Source organism: Ruegeria sp. BB6 (genome assembly GCF_056539385.1).
On sequence record NZ_JBQFUW010000003.1, the window covers coordinates 159577 to 175680 of the forward strand.

Genomic DNA, 16104 nt, shown 5'->3' on the forward strand with positions numbered 1-16104 from the left:
TCCTCCTCTCGGCTCAAACTCTGTGACCCTAACTTATTTCCCTGTTCGCTCCAAACTCTGCAAAAAGCGCCAGATCAAACGGGGGCGCAAAAGGCTGTCAGGGTACAGAACGGCCCCGCACGCGCCTTCAAAAAGGGCGGTCGACTTGCGCCCGTATTGGTATTGATTGCGGACACCCGACCAGAACACGTCGATCTGTCTGGCTCGCAAAAGGGACCCGAGGCGCGGACCAAACCTTTCCTTCATTGACGGGTTCACTGCCACTTTCTCGATACACGGCGCTCGATGTGCAAAGACCGGGCCGCGCGCGCGGAAATTCGCGCCGCTGGCAACTTGCCGATAGTTCAACAGCGCCGGTCCCGGAACTACGGTGAAAACACCCAGAAGGGCGACGCGGCACCAGAACTCCCAATCCTCGCCATTGACAAGGGCTTCATCAAACCCGCCGCTTTGCCGCGCGATGTCCGTCCTAAGAGCCAACGCTCCTCCGTTGACCACAAAGTTCTTTCGCAACAACGCGGCCAGTTGATCCTGCGCGGGAACAAGCTCACGGTTATCCGCCCCCCGCATGGGTTGCCCATTCACGTCTATCCTTTGCACACCCGCCACCGCCCCGACCGCGTCAGTTGTCGTCAGTGACGATTGGAATTCGTCCAGCGCCCGCCGATGCAACAGATCGTCGGCGTCCAAGAAAAGCACGAAACGACCTTTGGAAAGCTCTAGCCCCATGTTCCGAGCCGCACTGACGCCCTTGGCCGGACCTGCCACCGCACGAAACCTGCTATCCAGTTGCGCAAAATTGTCAGCGATCTGGCGCGTCCCATCCGTTGACCCGTCGTCGATGCAGATGACCTCGAATGCGTCAAAGGTCTGGTCACGCACGCTCTGCAGCGTTTCCTCAAGAAATCGTTCCATGTTGCGCGCGGGAACAATGACCGAAAATACAGGGTCCGAGGATGCCCGAGCCATTCTCATCCCTCCTCTACCCGATCGACCTTGACGGCCGTGCTGCTGTATTCAGCGAAGTTGAAATGCAACAGACCTGCGACCATGCCAGCCCCCCTCAGAATTTCGAGCCAACCCCGATACCATCTGGCCCGAGAACCGAAGCCAAGGCAGAGACACATGATCCCGCCCCACCCAAGGGCCGCAACACTTTTCGCGGCGCGCAGCGCAACGCCCTGCCGCCTGATCAACGCAATTCGGCTTAGCGTATTGCCCATGCGGAACCACCTTCGACCCAGCCAACGCAAGGTCGTCCGGTTTTCGGGCACGTCATCCCAGACCAGCGCACCCGCAGCCGCCCTGATTGTTCCGCCACCGGCGCACAGTCTCGTGAAAAATTCCTCGTCTTCACCGCCGGTTATGTTGAAACGCGGGTCGAACCTGAATCCCCGCTCACGAATGACAGAGGCATCAACCATCGAATTGTTTGTTGCCGCAGACACCAGCTTGGCCCCTTGGTCATAGGGACCCATGCGAAACAGGTTCAGCGCCTCGATCCAATCCGGTGGCTTTTGCCGGTATCGCGGCTCAACCGGGCCTTGGACGGCCACGGTGTCTGGCAACCCCATCGTATCCAGCATCTGGATCAGCCAGCCCTCAGACGCTTGTTCGTCATCGTCGAGAAAGGCGATGAAGTCCGCATCCATCGGGGCTTCGCTTAACGTTCTGTTTCGCGCTGATACAATTCCACGCTCGTATTCAAAGACATAAACAACCGGCCAACGGCTGAGCTGCTGAATATCACCCAGCATGCCGCTTGCGGGCGTTTCTGGGGCGTTGTCGGCGATCACAAGTGTCACCTGAACATTGCGACCCTGCATGTCCTGCCTGTTCAGACTTTCAATGAGGGATTGCAAACCCTGCGGCCGCAGAAAAGTGGCGACACAAATGGCGATATGCGGCGCAGCGTTGTCCCGACGGCCAGAGGTCATCGCTGCCACACCTCGCTGATCTCGCGGCTGGGGCCATTGGGGCCGACGCTGTCAGAGTTTTGAGCCGCCAATGATCCCTGCATCACTATCCCTTTTGCTCGGCACTGGCCGGCCGCGTTTCGCTCCAAGTGGACCAGGGCAGGCTTTGGCGGCCGGTCAGTTCCGCCACATATTCCATGTCGGGCCTGAACTGGTTCGCAAGCATCTCACGTGTCTCTGACGTTGGCGGCGGGACCATGATCTTCAGATGCTGCTTGTTCATCGACAGCACCTGCTTCAACCCCGGAAGGGCTTTGAGTTTTTTCACCCCACCTTCCATACCCAGAGATCGCATAACATCGCCTCCGAACCGCAACGACTTTTGAAGAGTCTGGTTCTTGTAGGTGACGTTTTCGTGAAATCTTTCTGAAATCGCATCCGAGCCGGATCCGGGCGAAATACCAAGATGCTTGCAAATTTGGTCATACGACTCGTCTGGATTTGCGGCGACTTCTTCCGAGAACAAAACCAGCAACGCATCCCGGTCAAAATAGGTCAGCCAGTTCTCTAGATTTGCCTTGTACTGGCTTTGCTGCACATAGGCGGGGTTGCGCGCCAAACCTGCTTCAACCGACGTTGACGGCGCGATGTGGCCCTTGCGAATTTCATGCAGGTGATTGGAAAAAACCCGCCCGATCGGATCCCGGAGGATGCAGATCAGCTTGAGGTCCTTGTTATAGTCGCGGGCGCGGCGAGGCGCGTCAGAGCTGAAGAAATAGGTGGGCGAACATTCTCCGCATAAATTGCCAGAAGGGGAATCCGCGAAACAGCTTTCATACCACGTGTAGCCGCGATCATAGTTCGCCGTGAAGAAGTTCAGTTCCTTGGCTTCGTTCGTCGTTACGGACTCGTGCTCTGAAAGAACATGGTGCAGCCAAGTCGTTGCAGCCTTCTGCGCACCAATTCCTATGAAGTCCACCTTCGCCACACAAAATCCCCTATGAACAAATCAACCTACAAACACCGCTGGCAAACGTCGGGATATTCTGCTTGGCCAGCCTTTGCGCACCTCATCACCGCTGGGTGCGTTTGAACACATCTTTCTTCAGGACAATGCCCAGCGCGCGTGGGAACCTGTTAAAATGCCTCTTGCGAATATGCCCAGGACCGGTCGCGGTGCGATGCAGCCATTCTAACCCAATTTTCTGCATCCACACAGGCGCGCGCGCGTAATCTCCGACGACATAGTGAAAACAGCCGCCGCAGGTCACAACCCAGGCACAATGCGTCAATCGGGGCGCGATGCGGGTGGAAAAAAGCTGTTCCTTCGGTTTGCCCAGCCCAACCCAGAGGATGTCAGCCTTGCTTGCATTGATGTCATCAATGACCAATTCGACTTCGGATTCATCAAAGTAACCGTTTCGCCGTCCCGCGATTTTCAGACCGGGATGAAGTTCGGTCAGCTTTTCGGCACAGGCGCGATTGATCTCTTCGGTGCTGCCCAGAAGATAAAATCCCACGTCATTCTCGGCAGCCGCGGCCGCGGCGGAATGGATGAAATCGGTCGTTGCGGTGCGCTCTGGTATTGCGTGCGACCCACGCTTTAACTTGGAAGCCCAGACCACGATCTGTCCGTCGGCGTGAACGATGTCGGCCGAATCTATGACCTCGGCGAATTGCGCATCTTCGTCATAAAGCGATATGCCGTATGCGTTAGCATCGAAAACCGTCAACGCCCGTTGGTTACGGCCGCTTCTGCGCCCTTCGACATCGTCCAGCATGGCAGAGGTCAGTTCAGCGTCGCTGACCAGTGCGACCGGCATTCCTGCTACAATCGTATGCGACAAACGTTTGTCGATAATCTGATTCATCTCACAACCAACTCGTCAAAATAACAAATACGCGCACAGGTTATCAGTATTGCCGATTCTCGCGAATACCTTCTCACCGCATTGCCAAGTTTATCGGTGCACATGGGACCAAAACGGCAATCGGGCCTAATATCCTATCTTTTAGTCGCTAAACGTGGTTTTCTAGGCCCATTGTTGACGCCAAATGTTGTTTTCACTGTTGATGTAGGGCCACTCGCCGTATGTTTGGACCTATCCATACCGCACGTTGTTATTAGTTATGACTGATCAGTATCGCAGAGGATTGGACGTGGAACTCTCGGGGGTGGGCCTAGCTGCGGCAGGTGACCCAGAGCTTAGAACGCTGTCCAACATAGCATGGGCCATCAGACGTTCGCTGCCTTGGGTCGTGGCACTTGGGTTTATCGGCGCGGTCATAGCTTATGTTCTGACTTACACCTTGGACACCAAATATACGTCCAGTGCGAAAGTCATGATGGAGACGCGCGTTCAGACCGAAACGCAGTTCACGCCGCATGTTTCGGGCCTGCCGCTGTCGCTGACTTCATTGGAAAGTGAATTGGAACTGCTGCGTTCTACGGATCTGATCGAAAGCGTTGTCGACCGGATGCAGCTGCAATCGGACCCGGAATTTTCCGGAGAAGGCACAGGCGTCAACCTGTCTCCGATCACGTTGGCGCGCCAGATCAAGGATAGTTTGGTCAGCGCCTTGAGCGGAGGCGAACAGACTGAAACCGAGCTGGGCTCTGAAGAAGAACTGCTCCGCGAAACGACAATCGAGAACCTGTCGCAAGCCACCCGCATCGAACAGGTGGGTGAAATTTCGGCGGTTTACCAGATCCGCGTTACGTCCAAGTCACCACAAAAGGCCGCCGACATCGCCAATAACCTGGCGGGTGAATACCTGTCGAACCTGACCGCGATGAAACGCAATGATCTCGGCCAATCTCAAAGTTGGCTAACCACCCGGATCGGGCAATTACGCGAAGATCTGAACAAGTTGAGTTCCGACCTCGAAACCCATTCCATCGAAACGCCTTATTCCCCGGATGAATACGCGACCATCAAGGCGCAGCGGATTAAATCCGAAAGGCGAGCGGCGCTTGCTGAAAAGGAACTGGCCCGGATTCGGGAACAGGCGAATACAATCCAAACCCTTCGGGCGCAGGGCAAGTCGCAGGACGCGATTGAGTTTGCGACCCAGATCGGGATGTTGCCCCCGGATATCAGCGAAGCGGCCGGCTCGGAAGAGGCGCTGCAGCGCCTGAGCGCGGCGCAGGACATCGCCGAAAAGCGGGTAGAGCAGTTGGAAAACCAGCTGAACGATCTGACGCGAAGCATTGAAGTTTTCAAAGAGCAACAGGCCGAACAGGTCCAGCACGATTCTGTCACCAAACGGATTGAAAACGAAATTCTGGTTACAGAAGCGATTTATCGTGACTTTGTATCCCAGCTTGGACGCCGGGCGGAACAAGGCGATTATCTGGACGCCGGGGCGCATCTTATTGAGCGGGCGCGCGTATCTGTCGATCCGTCAGAGCCAAAGCGGTCGCAGACATCCATCGCCGTTATGTTCGCGATTATTTTCCTTGGTCTGGTCTGGACCGTACTCCGCGAAATCTTTCAGAAGCGGCTTAGAACCACGCACGAATTTGAAAGTGCAACCGGGGTAAAGCTGTCGGCCATCCTTCCTGAAATCAAACATGTCCCGCAGTTTGAAGCCTTCTTCACCAGCGAAGGCAGGCTGGACCCAGAATTCATGCGCTACGGAAAGAAACTGCTGGCCAGCAGCGATGTCGGGCTGCGGTCGTTGCGGCAACAGGATGAACCTTCATTTTCGCAGGCTGTCGAGTTCTTTTCAAAGAGCCTGGATGGTAAGCCCAACCAGAACTTGCCGAACAATGGATGTGTGATCTTCTCGGGGGCATCCGCATTGCCGGACGAAGGTAAAACGTCTTCTCTGTTGCTGATCGGGTCTGTCTGCGCCAAGACCAAATTCAGAACCTTGATCATTGATTGCGATACCGTCTCGTCTGCGTACCAGGACTTGTCGCAGCTTTCAGTTGACGAGCTTAAATACTGCACGTCGAACCCTGCGTCTTTCATGGATCACATCGTTGCAACCCCCCAGGACGGGCTTGATATCCTGCCGCTTGCGGGCAGTCAGGATACGGGCACGCAGGTCGCTCTGGTGGAAGAATTCCTGCGGTCTCCGGGATTCATCAATCTCTTGATTGCCTTGTCGGATGTGTACGAAGTCATCCTGCTGGATACTCCGCCCCTTTTGGCAGCCGTGGAATCTGCGTATCTGTCCCAGCTTTCTCAGCGTGTCATTCTGTTCACCCGGTGGAACAAAACGCACAGAAATGCCGTTTACCAGGCAATTCGAGAGCTGGACAACGCTGACGTGCGACCATCAGCTTTGGTGGCGACGCGGGTCGATATGAAGCAAGCCAAACGGTATGGCGACCCAAATCTTGGTTAACGAAATGCGGTTTGCGCGATCCGTTGGCCTCGAACGCCAAGGCGCGCTTTTATTTTGCGGCTTTTTTGGCCCCCAAGATCCGGCGCGAAAATAGAAAGTTGATGATCATCCCGGCAAGGGTCGACGGCACCAAGGCCAGAACCGGATAGGCACCAGCTATTTCGTTAAGCCGGATCAACGCGACGAATACCGCGTAATTGACCGCAAGACCGAAACTCATGGCCAGAACGTAGCTTACGAACTCTTTCAAAGTGGGGCGGCTTGCCGTTGTGAACGTGTATGTCCGGTTCAGGTACCAAGTTGTCGTTACCGCCCCGAAGAACGAAAAGATTCGCCCTATCTCGGGCGGCAGGTTCAACAGTTCGGTTGTAATCAACAACAAACCAGCGTCCACGAGGAAAGCGACCCCGCCGACAATCATGAATTTCAAGAACTCTGAGGAAGGCATTTTCCGAATTCCGCCCCCGCAACTGATATTAGCTTCTGCACGTGATCCCGTTTCGCATGTGCCCCACAAAGCAAAGCAGGAGGATCGCAGCAAATTGGTCTCATCAAGGGTTAGAGCTTTGACCCTTATGTCAATTTTTCTTTTGGCATATGTGATTATCTGGTATCCCAAAACATATTCTGTCAATCCATGAATTTTCGATTTTTTGGAGGAAGGATACTGTGTTTAAAGAGGAAGTGACGTCAAATCTGCAGGGAGGCATCCCGGATCATGTTGCTTCTGATGACGCGTATCGGATTGCAGTCATTCTGCCCTGCTACAACGAAGAAGCCGCAATCGAACTCACCGTTTCCGAGTTCAAAACCGCGCTGCCGGATGCAGACGTCTACGTGTTCGACAATAACTCGTCAGATGCCACAATCGAAGTCGCGCAAAAGGCAGGCGCGACCGTCCGCTCCGAACTCAACCGGGGCAAGGGCAATGTGGTCCGGCGCATGTTTGCTGATGTCGAGGCCGACGTTTACGTCATGGCGGACGGCGACGCCACATATGACGCCAGCAATGTCGGTGACCTGATCGCGCTTTTGCGAAACAACAATCTGGATATGGTGAACGGCGCGCGAAAACACTCTGACGACGCCGCGTACCGCCCTGGACACAAGTTCGGAAACCGTTTGCTGACGTTTATGGTCAAGCTGTTTTTCGGCAGGAATCTGGGCGATATGTTGTCGGGGTATCGGGTTTTCAGCCGACGGTTTGTCAAAAGCTTTCCCAGCATGTCCAGCGGCTTTGAAATCGAAACGGAACTGACTGTCCACGCCCTTCAGATGCGGCTTCCGATTGATGAGGTTCAGGTCAAGTATCGGGCGCGGCCCGAAAACTCGGTCTCGAAACTGTCCACCTATGGGGACGGGCTGAGAATCCTGAAAATGATTGGGTTTCTTGTGAAAGAAGAAAAACCAATGCTGTTCTTCTGCTCGTTGGCAGGGCTGGTTTTCATACCCTCCGGCCTGGTGTTTCTTTCGGTGTTCCTGGAGTTTCTTGAAACCGCGGAAGTCGACCGCTTTCCGTCGCTATTCGCGGCCCTGACAGGTTTCCTGGTTTCGTTTATGTGCGTTGCCTGCGCTCTTATCCTGGACACAGTATCGCGCGGCAGGCGAGAGGCGCGCCGCCTGAGTTACCTTCAACTAAGCGCGCCCAAGCCCTAGATGTTCGGCGGCGGGTCTTCCCACACCCAAAACCGCGCTCGTCACCACAGCCCATACTTTGCCTGTCATCAGACAGGGTTCCACAGAATGATCAGGTTGGGTTTACTCGGTTAACGGAGCCTCGGGCGCCATTTCCTCCACCGAAATTTCCAAGCTGTCGCCGGGAAGTAGCCGGGTCAGCTTGTCCGCCGGAAATAACTTCAGTTCACCGTCAACAAGGCGGTAAATCTCGACCGTGTAATCGATGTCCGTGATCAGGCTGTCTACACCGATCTCGCTGGATGCTCCGGCCAGATATTTGGCGATCGTGTCCATTTGCAAACTGGCATCTCGAATGGCCAGGTTCGCGACCCGCCGTTCTTGCAAAAGCCGCAGCGACCGTTCCTGTTCGTATTGCTCGCGATCGCGCCTCAACCTGGTCAGAACCAGACTGGTTGTTGCAAGGTCTTCTTCCACGTCCAAAAGCCGCGTTGCGGACAGAACCGTCGTGCGGCGTGTATCCGCAATACGAGACCCCGGAGCCAACCCACGGTCAACAAGGCTTATCACCCTTGCCTCTTCTTCCTCATCGGCGGCGAGTGCCTTGGCCAGCTCGAATTTCTGTTTCTGCAGAATCGAAATCCGCTGCCCCGCCTGTTGTTGAGCTTCTTCAAAGAAGTGCCGCTCACCGGTTTCGTTGGCAAGGTTTATGGTGCGAATCTTGACTTGCTCGGTGATCAAGTCCTCGAGGACCTTCTCTGACACTGACACATGATCAATAAGCGGCTGTGGATGCGACATGTCATCCAAGAGCTCCGAGGTGGTGCGCCACTTCTGAACCAGGGCTTCCGCATGATCCAGCGCGGCCTGACCATAGGCCGTCTGCCACCGCATCAACTGGATGGGATCAATGCTGACATCATCCGTCAAAAGCTGGCTTCTGACGCCACCTGCCAGCGCAACAGCTTCGCGCGCGGTGACGCCGGGACGGTAATCTACCTGACCAGTACGCGCGACGTCGCCACCGATGATGATTGGCCTGTACCCGTTCCGGGAAATCTCGACTTCATCACCATCCAACTGAATGATGAAAATCTGCCCGTCACCGTTGTATTGCTTTACAATCTTCCCTGCAGCGTCCAGTCGGACACGCTGCTCCAACTCTTCCAGGGATATACCTTGCGCTTTGAACTGCCCCAGCCATTGCAGGTTCACAAAACCATCCACGTCAATCAGCGATTCAAAAGACAGGGCAGACAAGCCAGTAAACGTCACCTGAACCGTATCACCGGGCTCAAGATCAAAATCCGCCAGAGCGGCCCCGGCGTTAAACAGGAATAAACCAAATACCGCGCCACGACCCAGAAACCGAAATTGATTTCCAACCCAGTCCGACGCTTTTCCTAACAAATCACTCTGTACCAATTTCATAACGGTCACCACGTTTCCTACTGGCAACACTTCCCGCACATTCAGTATCCGGTTGCGTTGCAGACCGCCCCTACGGTGCGGAACAGTATTTTCAGATCAAACCAGAACCCAATTTTCCGGGCATAGTCGCTGTCAAAAACTGCGCGATGCGAAAACTCTACATCGTTGCGGTCCGACACCTGCCACAGACCGGTGATGCCCGGCTTCATCAGGCCATATTCCCGGCCCGGATAAAGAACTTGCTGCTCGGGCAGCATTGGCCGTGGACCAACAAGGCTCATGTCGCCGACAAGCACATTCCAAAGTTGCGGCAGCTCGTCCAAAGAGGTCATCCGAATGAAACGACCGAATTTCGTGACGCGCGGATCATGCTCAAGCTTTTGATGCTTGTGCCATTCTGCCGCAGCCGCCGGACACTCTTTGAGATGCTTTTCCAACATCAGATCCGCATTCGGCACCATCGAACGGAACTTGAGAAAATCAAATTCCTTCCCGCCGATTCCAATGCGTCTTTGACGATAGATGGCAGGACCGCCATCCAGTTTAACAAGTATCGCGATGCCCAGAATAAGCGGCAAAACGAATGGAGCGCCGACAAGGATGAGAAAAATATCCAGCAGACGTTTGCCTTTGACGGCGTAGAAACTTTTTAAATTGTAGAACTCGACAACTTCAGAAATAGAGCCTTGATTTGGTTTGCAAATTTCAGAATCTTCTATCCGAATAGAACTTCGAACATGGTTCATAATAACCCCCAGGACAACACAACAACTACACGGCGCGCGCATTCAAAAGACACAACGCAAAACGCCTCGCTGCGCGCTTGGCCCTTAAGCTAGGCTGCCGCGGCAACGTATTAATATTATTTGCTCGATATTGGGGTCTACGCACCAAGTGCGAATTCCCACCCACGTATTCCCCGACTCAGCTATAACGCTTTCCGGGATATTTGCCCCGCGATATGATCGCACTTATACCTAAAGGAAACAACTTATTTGTTGGGGATTTGCGCTTGTCTTGGGCATTTGCCCATTTACCGGGCAGCCGTCAAACCGGCCTAAAACACGAGGTCGATCCAACGTCCCGTTTACGGCTTTCTAACGGAGTTTCGCCTGTTCTCTCACTGCCCGATTTTCGAGGGCAGTTTTCTGAACACTTTCAAGCGCATCTTGCGGCTGAACGCGAATTGCAGCACAGCAACCAAAAGCGGTGTCAGGCATCCGATGATGAGACTGCCAAACACAAGTGTCCCGGTGCTTGCGCCGGAAAGATAAAACGCGACGAAGCACAAAAAAGCGACCAGCGGTCCTGAGAGTAGGTATACTATAACCATCTAGTACGTTGCTCTTTTTCGGTCTTTCTCATTTTCTTCTGCACCTGCCCTTGTTGACCTCATGCTCTCGTGTTTTCGGGCGGCTTGGTTTGATTATAGATCAACCCGCCTGATTGGCCATGAAGTGACACAAAATCTTGAGGTCAGTGACAATCTAACATCATATTCAGCCAACCACGAGGCGTCTCACAGCCTGAGCCAAGAAACGCATTGGAACTGGGCAAGAATACGCCAATTCATGGCAAAAACATTGGCATCACCTATGTTAACGGATTGTTAACAAAACATTATTTTTGAGATGCGGATTTGGCTAGGAAACGCGGAATCTTGCTCTTTCCCAAACCGTCACAGCGGCAGTCTGGCGAATGGCAACCAGAACCGCAAACATGACCAATGTGCCCAGCACGAGCAATGCGAATTGAGTCGTCAGTTCAGAGGACGATTCAGCCAACAGGCCGAACGGCACAAATACCAGCGCGGCAACCAAGGCTTTGGTCAATTCCTGAACCGGCACTTTAAGTGGATCAACCTTGCGCCCAACATGGTAGTAGACGAGGAAACTAACGAACGCGCTGAACAAAAAGGCGTAAGACGCGCCGGGTGCACCGAACAGATAGATCACGCCTAATGACAGCAAGGCGTGCACGATCAGCGTACCGAACGTGATTACCAATTGCAGCCCGGTCTTTTTTGACCTCATGAACGAATAGCTGAAATAGGCGCCTTGCAGCCCGGTGACAAAGGCCGCGATTGCCAACACACGCAGGTAACCAGCGGTTTCCACAGCAAAGCCCTGATCAAAAAGCAAGTTCGCGAACACGTCGGCCGCACTGATCAAGGCAGCAACAATCGGTATCGAAATCAGCATCAGAAATGAAAAATACCGCTCAAGAACCCTGTCGGACTGAGCGATACCCTTAACTTCATGCGCCTCGAACACAGAGGGTGCGACCACGTTTGAAAGCGTGCTCATCGTCAGCACCAAAGACCTCATCGCCAGGGCTTGCGCAGCAGCGAAATAGCCTGCGGCCTCAATCCCAACGAGAACCGCAAGCAGGGATTGCGTGGACATCTCGCGGAAAACCGAAGCAGAGCCGACAACGGCAAGCGGAAAGCCGAAAAACAGATAGGTCTTTGCTTCGGTGCGTTTCGGAAAGTAAATGCCGGATCGCTTGACGGTTATTACCAACGCGTAAACCCCGGTCAGAGCGGCACCCAGCGACATGCCGATCACGGCACTCTCGTAGCCGCCACCGTTCATGATGAAAGCGACCGCCAGAGACACGCCCAGAGCGTGCCTCAGCAACGTAACAGCGGCAAATCTCGGCCCTTCTTCATATTGCCGCAGGCACACCGCACCAATTTCGTGAACCGCGTGACCGAGGCAGAAAACGGCTGCGAACAAAAAGCTGTTTGCCCGGTCAATGGGCAGGACCAGGTAAGCCAGACCGACAATCGCCGAAAGAAAAAGCGCGACAAGTATGGCAGAGCCAAGAACTGTTCCGATTGTCCGGCCTTCAAACTCTTTGGCGTGGTGAAACCGGCCCACCGATATAACCAGCCAGAAAAACGTGAAGGAAAACAGAAGCATCCCCACCAGTAGGGTCAGTGTATAGCGACCGAACTCGGCCGGGCCCAACACGCGCGTCATGACCACGAGAATCGCGATCGCCATGAATGCGGACACCATCCTGGGGACAAAGTACCAAGTCATGAAAGACCGCTTAGCATGATCAGTGGCAATGCACTCATTAAACAACCCAATGGCCAGATGCCGAAATCGACTCAAACAAAATAAACTCACCACTGCCCAAAACGCCCAGCCGCGCCGAATTGACCAGGGTGTTTGCCGTGCTGGGGAAACGCGTCGCGACAAACCTTGGCAGAAGCCGCGTTCGTTAAATCATATTCACTGCTGATTGTCGATTTTCCGATTGCGTCGGTCGGGTTGGGTTTCGACCCAAAGTCCGCGCGGCACTTCGCGACGAGATAGACAGGTCCACGTCAGATTTGTAAGTTTTGCTATATAGAGATCATTCTGATCTGCTGAATCGCGTTTTTCTGAGTTTTGTTTTGCTGGGTGTGTTTACTGTGGAATGACGATTTCCCATCGAAATATCCCTTATCAGCAGACCGTGGGAACCTCGTTCCATCACGTTGTCCTGGCGGTTTGCATGGTATTTCTGATCATTGTCGGGACAGATATCCTTGGCGTTATCCTGTACGGCAACACCATCGCCAACAAGATTGAGATCCTGACCACCGTTCCAATACTGGCCACTACGATGCTGTATTACCGGCACCTCCTCAGAGGCGCTTTTGCCTCGCCGGAAATCGCGATCATGATCATTCTGGTTGTCCTGTCGACGTTCTGGAGCAACTACCCATTGCTGACGATGGAGCGTGCCGTTCCCCTTGTCGTAACGACACTCTTTGGTCTCGCTCTGGGCAGCATGATGTCCCTGCGTGGCTTGCTTTTGTTTCTTGCAACCTATTTCGCGATCTCCATGTTTTTGTCGCTCGCCGCCGTTATTGCGCTGCCGCAGGCCAGGGGCCTGGATACTTGGGAAGGATTCTGGACCGGTATCTTTCTGCACAAGAACGAGTTGGGCGCGAACTCTTTGCTGGCCATTCTGACATGCTGGTTCGCAGCCCAAAAAACAAAAGGAAAACTACGCACTTTCTTCCAACTGACAATTGTTGTCGCCGTCGTTCTATTGATCGCATCCGATTCCAGGACCTCACATATTATCGGCGCTTTCCTTCTTTCCGGATTTTTCATCAGCAAGATCGCACCGCGTTTGGAATACCTTTGGGCATCGGCGTTCCTTCTTTTTTCGGCTTTTGTGATTGGCTTTTCCGCTTTGATCCTCGCCTCGGACATAGCCGATCCGCTTTTTGCGTTGATCGGACGACAGCCGACCTTGTCCAACAGAATTCCTCTGTGGGAAATTGCGTGGCCCTATCTCATGGATCGATTTTGGCTCGGATACGGGTATGCAGCATACTGGCACAGCGAGGCGCCATATATGCGAGTATACGAAAGCCAGGCCAAACTGGGGTTTTCGCCTCACTACTCTCATAACGGGATGCTTCAGACCTGGTTCCATATCGGGTTTATCGGAGTGGCTTTGCTGTTCATTGCATTGATCCGGTTTTTTGGGTCCATTTTTTACTGCATGCGCCACTTGAAAGACCGGGACGATCTGGTTCTTCTGTTTGTTCTGGGCCTGAGCTTCATCTTTTTGAACATCACAGAAAGCTCTGTCCTAAGCCGATTGAACGGCCAGTGGATTATACCGGTTATGTATATGACCAAGGCGAATCTCATCGCCAAAGCCTTACGTGCCAGCAGTCGCTTGCGGGTGAGAGAAGCCGCATGAACATTAAACTGCTTGTCATACCACGAGAACGAAAATCAAAGAGTCGTTATTTTACTCACTGTTTCCCAACCCAGAACAATTTCCATTGTCGCTCGGGCCTTCAATGATTGACAGCAACCCGTTCTGTGTTGTGGACTTTATCCATTCGTACTTTTGAATCTTTTGCCAGTTCTTGTATCCGTTGGGGAGGCACCATTGAAAACAGCCATTTTTGCAGGTGGTAAGGGGTCTCGTCTGATCGAGGAAACCCGCGTTCGCCCCAAGCCACTGGTCGAGATCGCCAACCGGCCGATCCTGTGGCACATCATGCAGCATTACTCGACCTATGGGCATAATGAATTCGTGCTGGCCCTTGGCTACATGGGCGACCTGATCAAACGCTATGTTTCCGATCTCTGCCAATACGACGGGAATCTCAGGATCGACTTCGCCAAGCGCGAGCTGTTTGGCGAACCCGACTATCACAACAGTGTTCTGGACGCGCAGATGCCGCCCTGGACAGTCGATCTGATCGACACCGGGACGGAAACCATGACCGGCGGGCGGCTGGCCCGTCTGCAACCGTATCTGGGCGACGACACGTTTATGCTGACATACGGGGACGGTGTTTCAAACGTCGATCTGGACGCGCTTGTTGCCTTTCACAAATCGCATGGAAAGCTGGCCACGATCACGATGGTGCGCCCGCTGACCACGTTCGGGCATCTGCAGGTGCGCGAGGACGGATTGGTGGAAGGATTCGTCGAAAAACCCGAAACTGCAGCCGACTGGATCAATGGCGGGTTCTTTGTGCTTGAGCCCGAGGTTTTCGACGCCGTCGCCAGCGTGAATGGCGATGAGATCATGTGGGAAGAAGGACCCCTGCCCAAGCTGATGGAGTTGGGTGAGTTGATGGCCTACCGCCATCCTGGTTTCTGGTATTGTATGGACCATCTGGCGGACAAGCGCCGGCTTGAGGAGATGTGGAAAAATGGCAACCGACCGTGGGCAACATGGGAGCATTCAAAAGGTCCTGTTAACGGGTCATCTCGGCTACGTGGGGACGGTCACCGCCCCGGTATTGGCCGAGGCGGGAATCCAGGTGACTGGGTGCGATATAAATCTCTTTGACCGGGCTGATTTCGCGCCCGGCGGTGCTGTTCCCACGATCCCGAACCTGGGTAAGGACATTCGCGACCTGACGGTTGACGACCTCAAAGGCTTTGACGCGGTGGTGCATCTGGCGGCGCTGTCGAATGATCCGTTGGGACAGCTTCGCCCCGGCCTGACGCAGCAAATCAACCACGAAGGCACAATCCATGTGGCGAAACAGGCCAAGGCCGCTGGTGTGCGGCGGTTTGTTTTCGCGTCATCCTGCTCGAACTATGGTCGGGCCGGAGAGGATTTTGTCGACGAAGACGGCCAGCTTAACCCACAGACGGATTACGGCGTGTCCAAAGTTCTGGCCGAGCGGGATCTGAAACCGCTGGCAGATGACAGCTTCACGCCCACTTTCCTGCGCTTTGCCACCGCCTATGGTGCAAGTCCCCGAATGCGGTTCGACATCGTACTGAACAACCTGATTGCACATGCCTATACTTCGGGTCGCATCCTGATGATGTCGGATGGCACGCCGTGGCGTCCGATCATCCACGTCGAAGACATGGCCCGCGCCTTCCTCGCCACGCTCCAGGCCGACCCGGCCGAGATTTCGGGCGAGGCGTTCAACGTCTGCCGAACCGAGAACAACTATCAGATCCGCGATCTGGCCGAAATCGTGGCCGACACGGTTCCGGGTGCGAAAATCGACTATGCGGCCGATGCCGGACCTGACAATCGATCATACCGGGTCAGCTCGGCCAAGATCGAAAAATCTATCCCGGGCTTTCAACCCAAATGGGACGCGGTCCGGGGGGCGCAGCAATTATATGATGCGGTCAAAGCCTGCGACCTGCAGGTCGAGGATTTTGAAGGTCGCAAATACAAACGACTGGCCCAGTTGGAGGCCCTATTGCGGGAAAACCAACTGGATCAGGACTTTCGCAGAACCGTGCCGATCGCTTCGTGATCG

At 54.2% G+C, this 16104-nt stretch carries 14 protein-coding genes; 6 read left to right on the top strand and 8 right to left on the bottom strand.

Annotated elements, in window-relative coordinates:
- Positions 1 to 33: 33 nt before the first annotated feature.
- The 4 genes from ACR0B7_RS09430 to ACR0B7_RS09445 all read right to left on the bottom strand — a co-directional run bounded on the left by ACR0B7_RS09430 (position 34) and on the right by ACR0B7_RS09445 (position 3787).
- Positions 34 to 969 (bottom strand): glycosyltransferase family A protein, encoded by a 936-nt coding sequence (locus ACR0B7_RS09430; RefSeq protein WP_170483414.1) that lies wholly within the window; start codon positions 967 to 969, stop codon positions 34 to 36.
- Between the two features lie 2 nt (positions 970 to 971).
- Complete coding sequence (locus ACR0B7_RS09435) at positions 972 to 1937, bottom strand: glycosyltransferase (protein ID WP_170483412.1); 966 nt, start codon at positions 1935 to 1937, stop codon at positions 972 to 974.
- Between the two features lie 85 nt (positions 1938 to 2022).
- Positions 2023 to 2904 (bottom strand): sulfotransferase domain-containing protein, encoded by an 882-nt coding sequence (locus ACR0B7_RS09440; RefSeq protein ID WP_170483410.1) that lies wholly within the window; start codon positions 2902 to 2904, stop codon positions 2023 to 2025.
- Positions 2905 to 2989: 85 nt separating this feature from the next.
- The gene (locus tag ACR0B7_RS09445; protein ID WP_170483408.1) at positions 2990 to 3787 is read right to left on the bottom strand and encodes a WecB/TagA/CpsF family glycosyltransferase; all 798 of its coding nucleotides are present in this window, start codon (positions 3785 to 3787) and stop codon (positions 2990 to 2992) included.
- 259 nt (positions 3788 to 4046) lie between these two features.
- On the opposite strand from ACR0B7_RS09445, the gene ACR0B7_RS09450 reads away from it, so the two are divergent.
- Complete coding sequence (locus ACR0B7_RS09450) at positions 4047 to 6272, top strand: Wzz/FepE/Etk N-terminal domain-containing protein (protein ID WP_170483406.1); 2226 nt, start codon at positions 4047 to 4049, stop codon at positions 6270 to 6272.
- Positions 6273 to 6321: 49 nt separating this feature from the next.
- Here the strand turns inward: ACR0B7_RS09450 and ACR0B7_RS09455 are convergent, their stop codons facing one another.
- Positions 6322 to 6720, bottom strand: coding sequence for a GtrA family protein (locus tag ACR0B7_RS09455; protein ID WP_170483404.1), 399 nt, complete (start codon positions 6718 to 6720; stop codon positions 6322 to 6324).
- A 221-nt stretch (positions 6721 to 6941) separates the two neighbouring features.
- Here ACR0B7_RS09455 and ACR0B7_RS09460 point away from each other — a divergent pair, with 221 nt between their 5' ends.
- Entirely contained in the window at positions 6942 to 7928 is a 987-nt protein-coding gene (locus ACR0B7_RS09460) for a glycosyltransferase family 2 protein (RefSeq protein ID WP_480681332.1), read from the top strand.
- Between the two features lie 102 nt (positions 7929 to 8030).
- Here ACR0B7_RS09460 and ACR0B7_RS09465 read toward each other — a convergent pair whose 3' ends face one another.
- Positions 8031 to 9338 (bottom strand): polysaccharide biosynthesis/export family protein, encoded by a 1308-nt coding sequence (locus ACR0B7_RS09465; RefSeq protein ID WP_170483402.1) that lies wholly within the window; start codon positions 9336 to 9338, stop codon positions 8031 to 8033.
- Between the two features lie 41 nt (positions 9339 to 9379).
- Positions 9380 to 10084 (bottom strand): sugar transferase, encoded by a 705-nt coding sequence (locus ACR0B7_RS09470; protein ID WP_170483399.1) that lies wholly within the window; start codon positions 10082 to 10084, stop codon positions 9380 to 9382.
- Positions 10085 to 10299: 215 nt separating this feature from the next.
- On the opposite strand from ACR0B7_RS09470, the gene ACR0B7_RS09475 reads away from it, so the two are divergent.
- Complete coding sequence (locus ACR0B7_RS09475; RefSeq protein ID WP_480681334.1) at positions 10300 to 10650, top strand: hypothetical protein; 351 nt, start codon at positions 10300 to 10302, stop codon at positions 10648 to 10650.
- Positions 10651 to 10981: 331 nt separating this feature from the next.
- Here ACR0B7_RS09475 and ACR0B7_RS09480 read toward each other — a convergent pair whose 3' ends face one another.
- Positions 10982 to 12385: an oligosaccharide flippase family protein gene (locus ACR0B7_RS09480; protein WP_170569851.1), complete on the bottom strand. Its 1404-nt coding sequence runs from the start codon at positions 12383 to 12385 to the stop codon at positions 10982 to 10984.
- A gap of 460 nt (positions 12386 to 12845) precedes the next feature.
- On the opposite strand from ACR0B7_RS09480, the gene ACR0B7_RS09485 reads away from it, so the two are divergent.
- From ACR0B7_RS09485 to ACR0B7_RS09495, 3 genes are all read left to right on the top strand, one after another.
- Positions 12846 to 14054 (top strand): O-antigen ligase family protein, encoded by a 1209-nt coding sequence (locus ACR0B7_RS09485; protein WP_170569854.1) that lies wholly within the window; start codon positions 12846 to 12848, stop codon positions 14052 to 14054.
- A gap of 195 nt (positions 14055 to 14249) precedes the next feature.
- Positions 14250 to 15164: a glucose-1-phosphate cytidylyltransferase gene (gene rfbF, locus ACR0B7_RS09490; protein WP_480681336.1), complete on the top strand. Its 915-nt coding sequence runs from the start codon at positions 14250 to 14252 to the stop codon at positions 15162 to 15164.
- Positions 15091 to 16101, top strand: coding sequence for an NAD-dependent epimerase/dehydratase family protein (locus tag ACR0B7_RS09495; protein WP_480681450.1), 1011 nt, complete (start codon positions 15091 to 15093; stop codon positions 16099 to 16101). Before rfbF ends, ACR0B7_RS09495 begins: the two co-directional genes overlap by 74 nt.
- Positions 16102 to 16104: the final 3 nt, after the last annotated feature.

Excerpts from the sequence above, each read along its gene's own strand:
- ACR0B7_RS09430 (WP_170483414.1), bottom strand. The coding sequence starts at position 969 with ATGGCTCGGGCATCCTCGGACCCTGTATTTTCGGTCATTGTTCCCGCG.
- ACR0B7_RS09435 (WP_170483412.1), bottom strand. The coding sequence starts at position 1,937 with ATGACCTCTGGCCGTCGGGACAACGCTGCGCCGCATATCGCCATTTGT.
- ACR0B7_RS09445 (WP_170483408.1), bottom strand. The coding sequence starts at position 3,787 with ATGAATCAGATTATCGACAAACGTTTGTCGCATACGATTGTAGCAGGA.
- ACR0B7_RS09450 (WP_170483406.1), top strand. The coding sequence starts at position 4,047 with ATGACTGATCAGTATCGCAGAGGATTGGACGTGGAACTCTCGGGGGTG.
- ACR0B7_RS09455 (WP_170483404.1), bottom strand. The coding sequence starts at position 6,720 with ATGCCTTCCTCAGAGTTCTTGAAATTCATGATTGTCGGCGGGGTCGCT.
- ACR0B7_RS09465 (WP_170483402.1), bottom strand. The coding sequence starts at position 9,338 with ATGAAATTGGTACAGAGTGATTTGTTAGGAAAAGCGTCGGACTGGGTT.
- ACR0B7_RS09470 (WP_170483399.1), bottom strand. The coding sequence starts at position 10,084 with ATGAACCATGTTCGAAGTTCTATTCGGATAGAAGATTCTGAAATTTGC.
- ACR0B7_RS09475 (WP_480681334.1), top strand. The coding sequence starts at position 10,300 with ATGATCGCACTTATACCTAAAGGAAACAACTTATTTGTTGGGGATTTG.
- ACR0B7_RS09480 (WP_170569851.1), bottom strand. The coding sequence starts at position 12,385 with ATGACTTGGTACTTTGTCCCCAGGATGGTGTCCGCATTCATGGCGATC.
- ACR0B7_RS09485 (WP_170569854.1), top strand. The coding sequence starts at position 12,846 with ATGGTATTTCTGATCATTGTCGGGACAGATATCCTTGGCGTTATCCTG.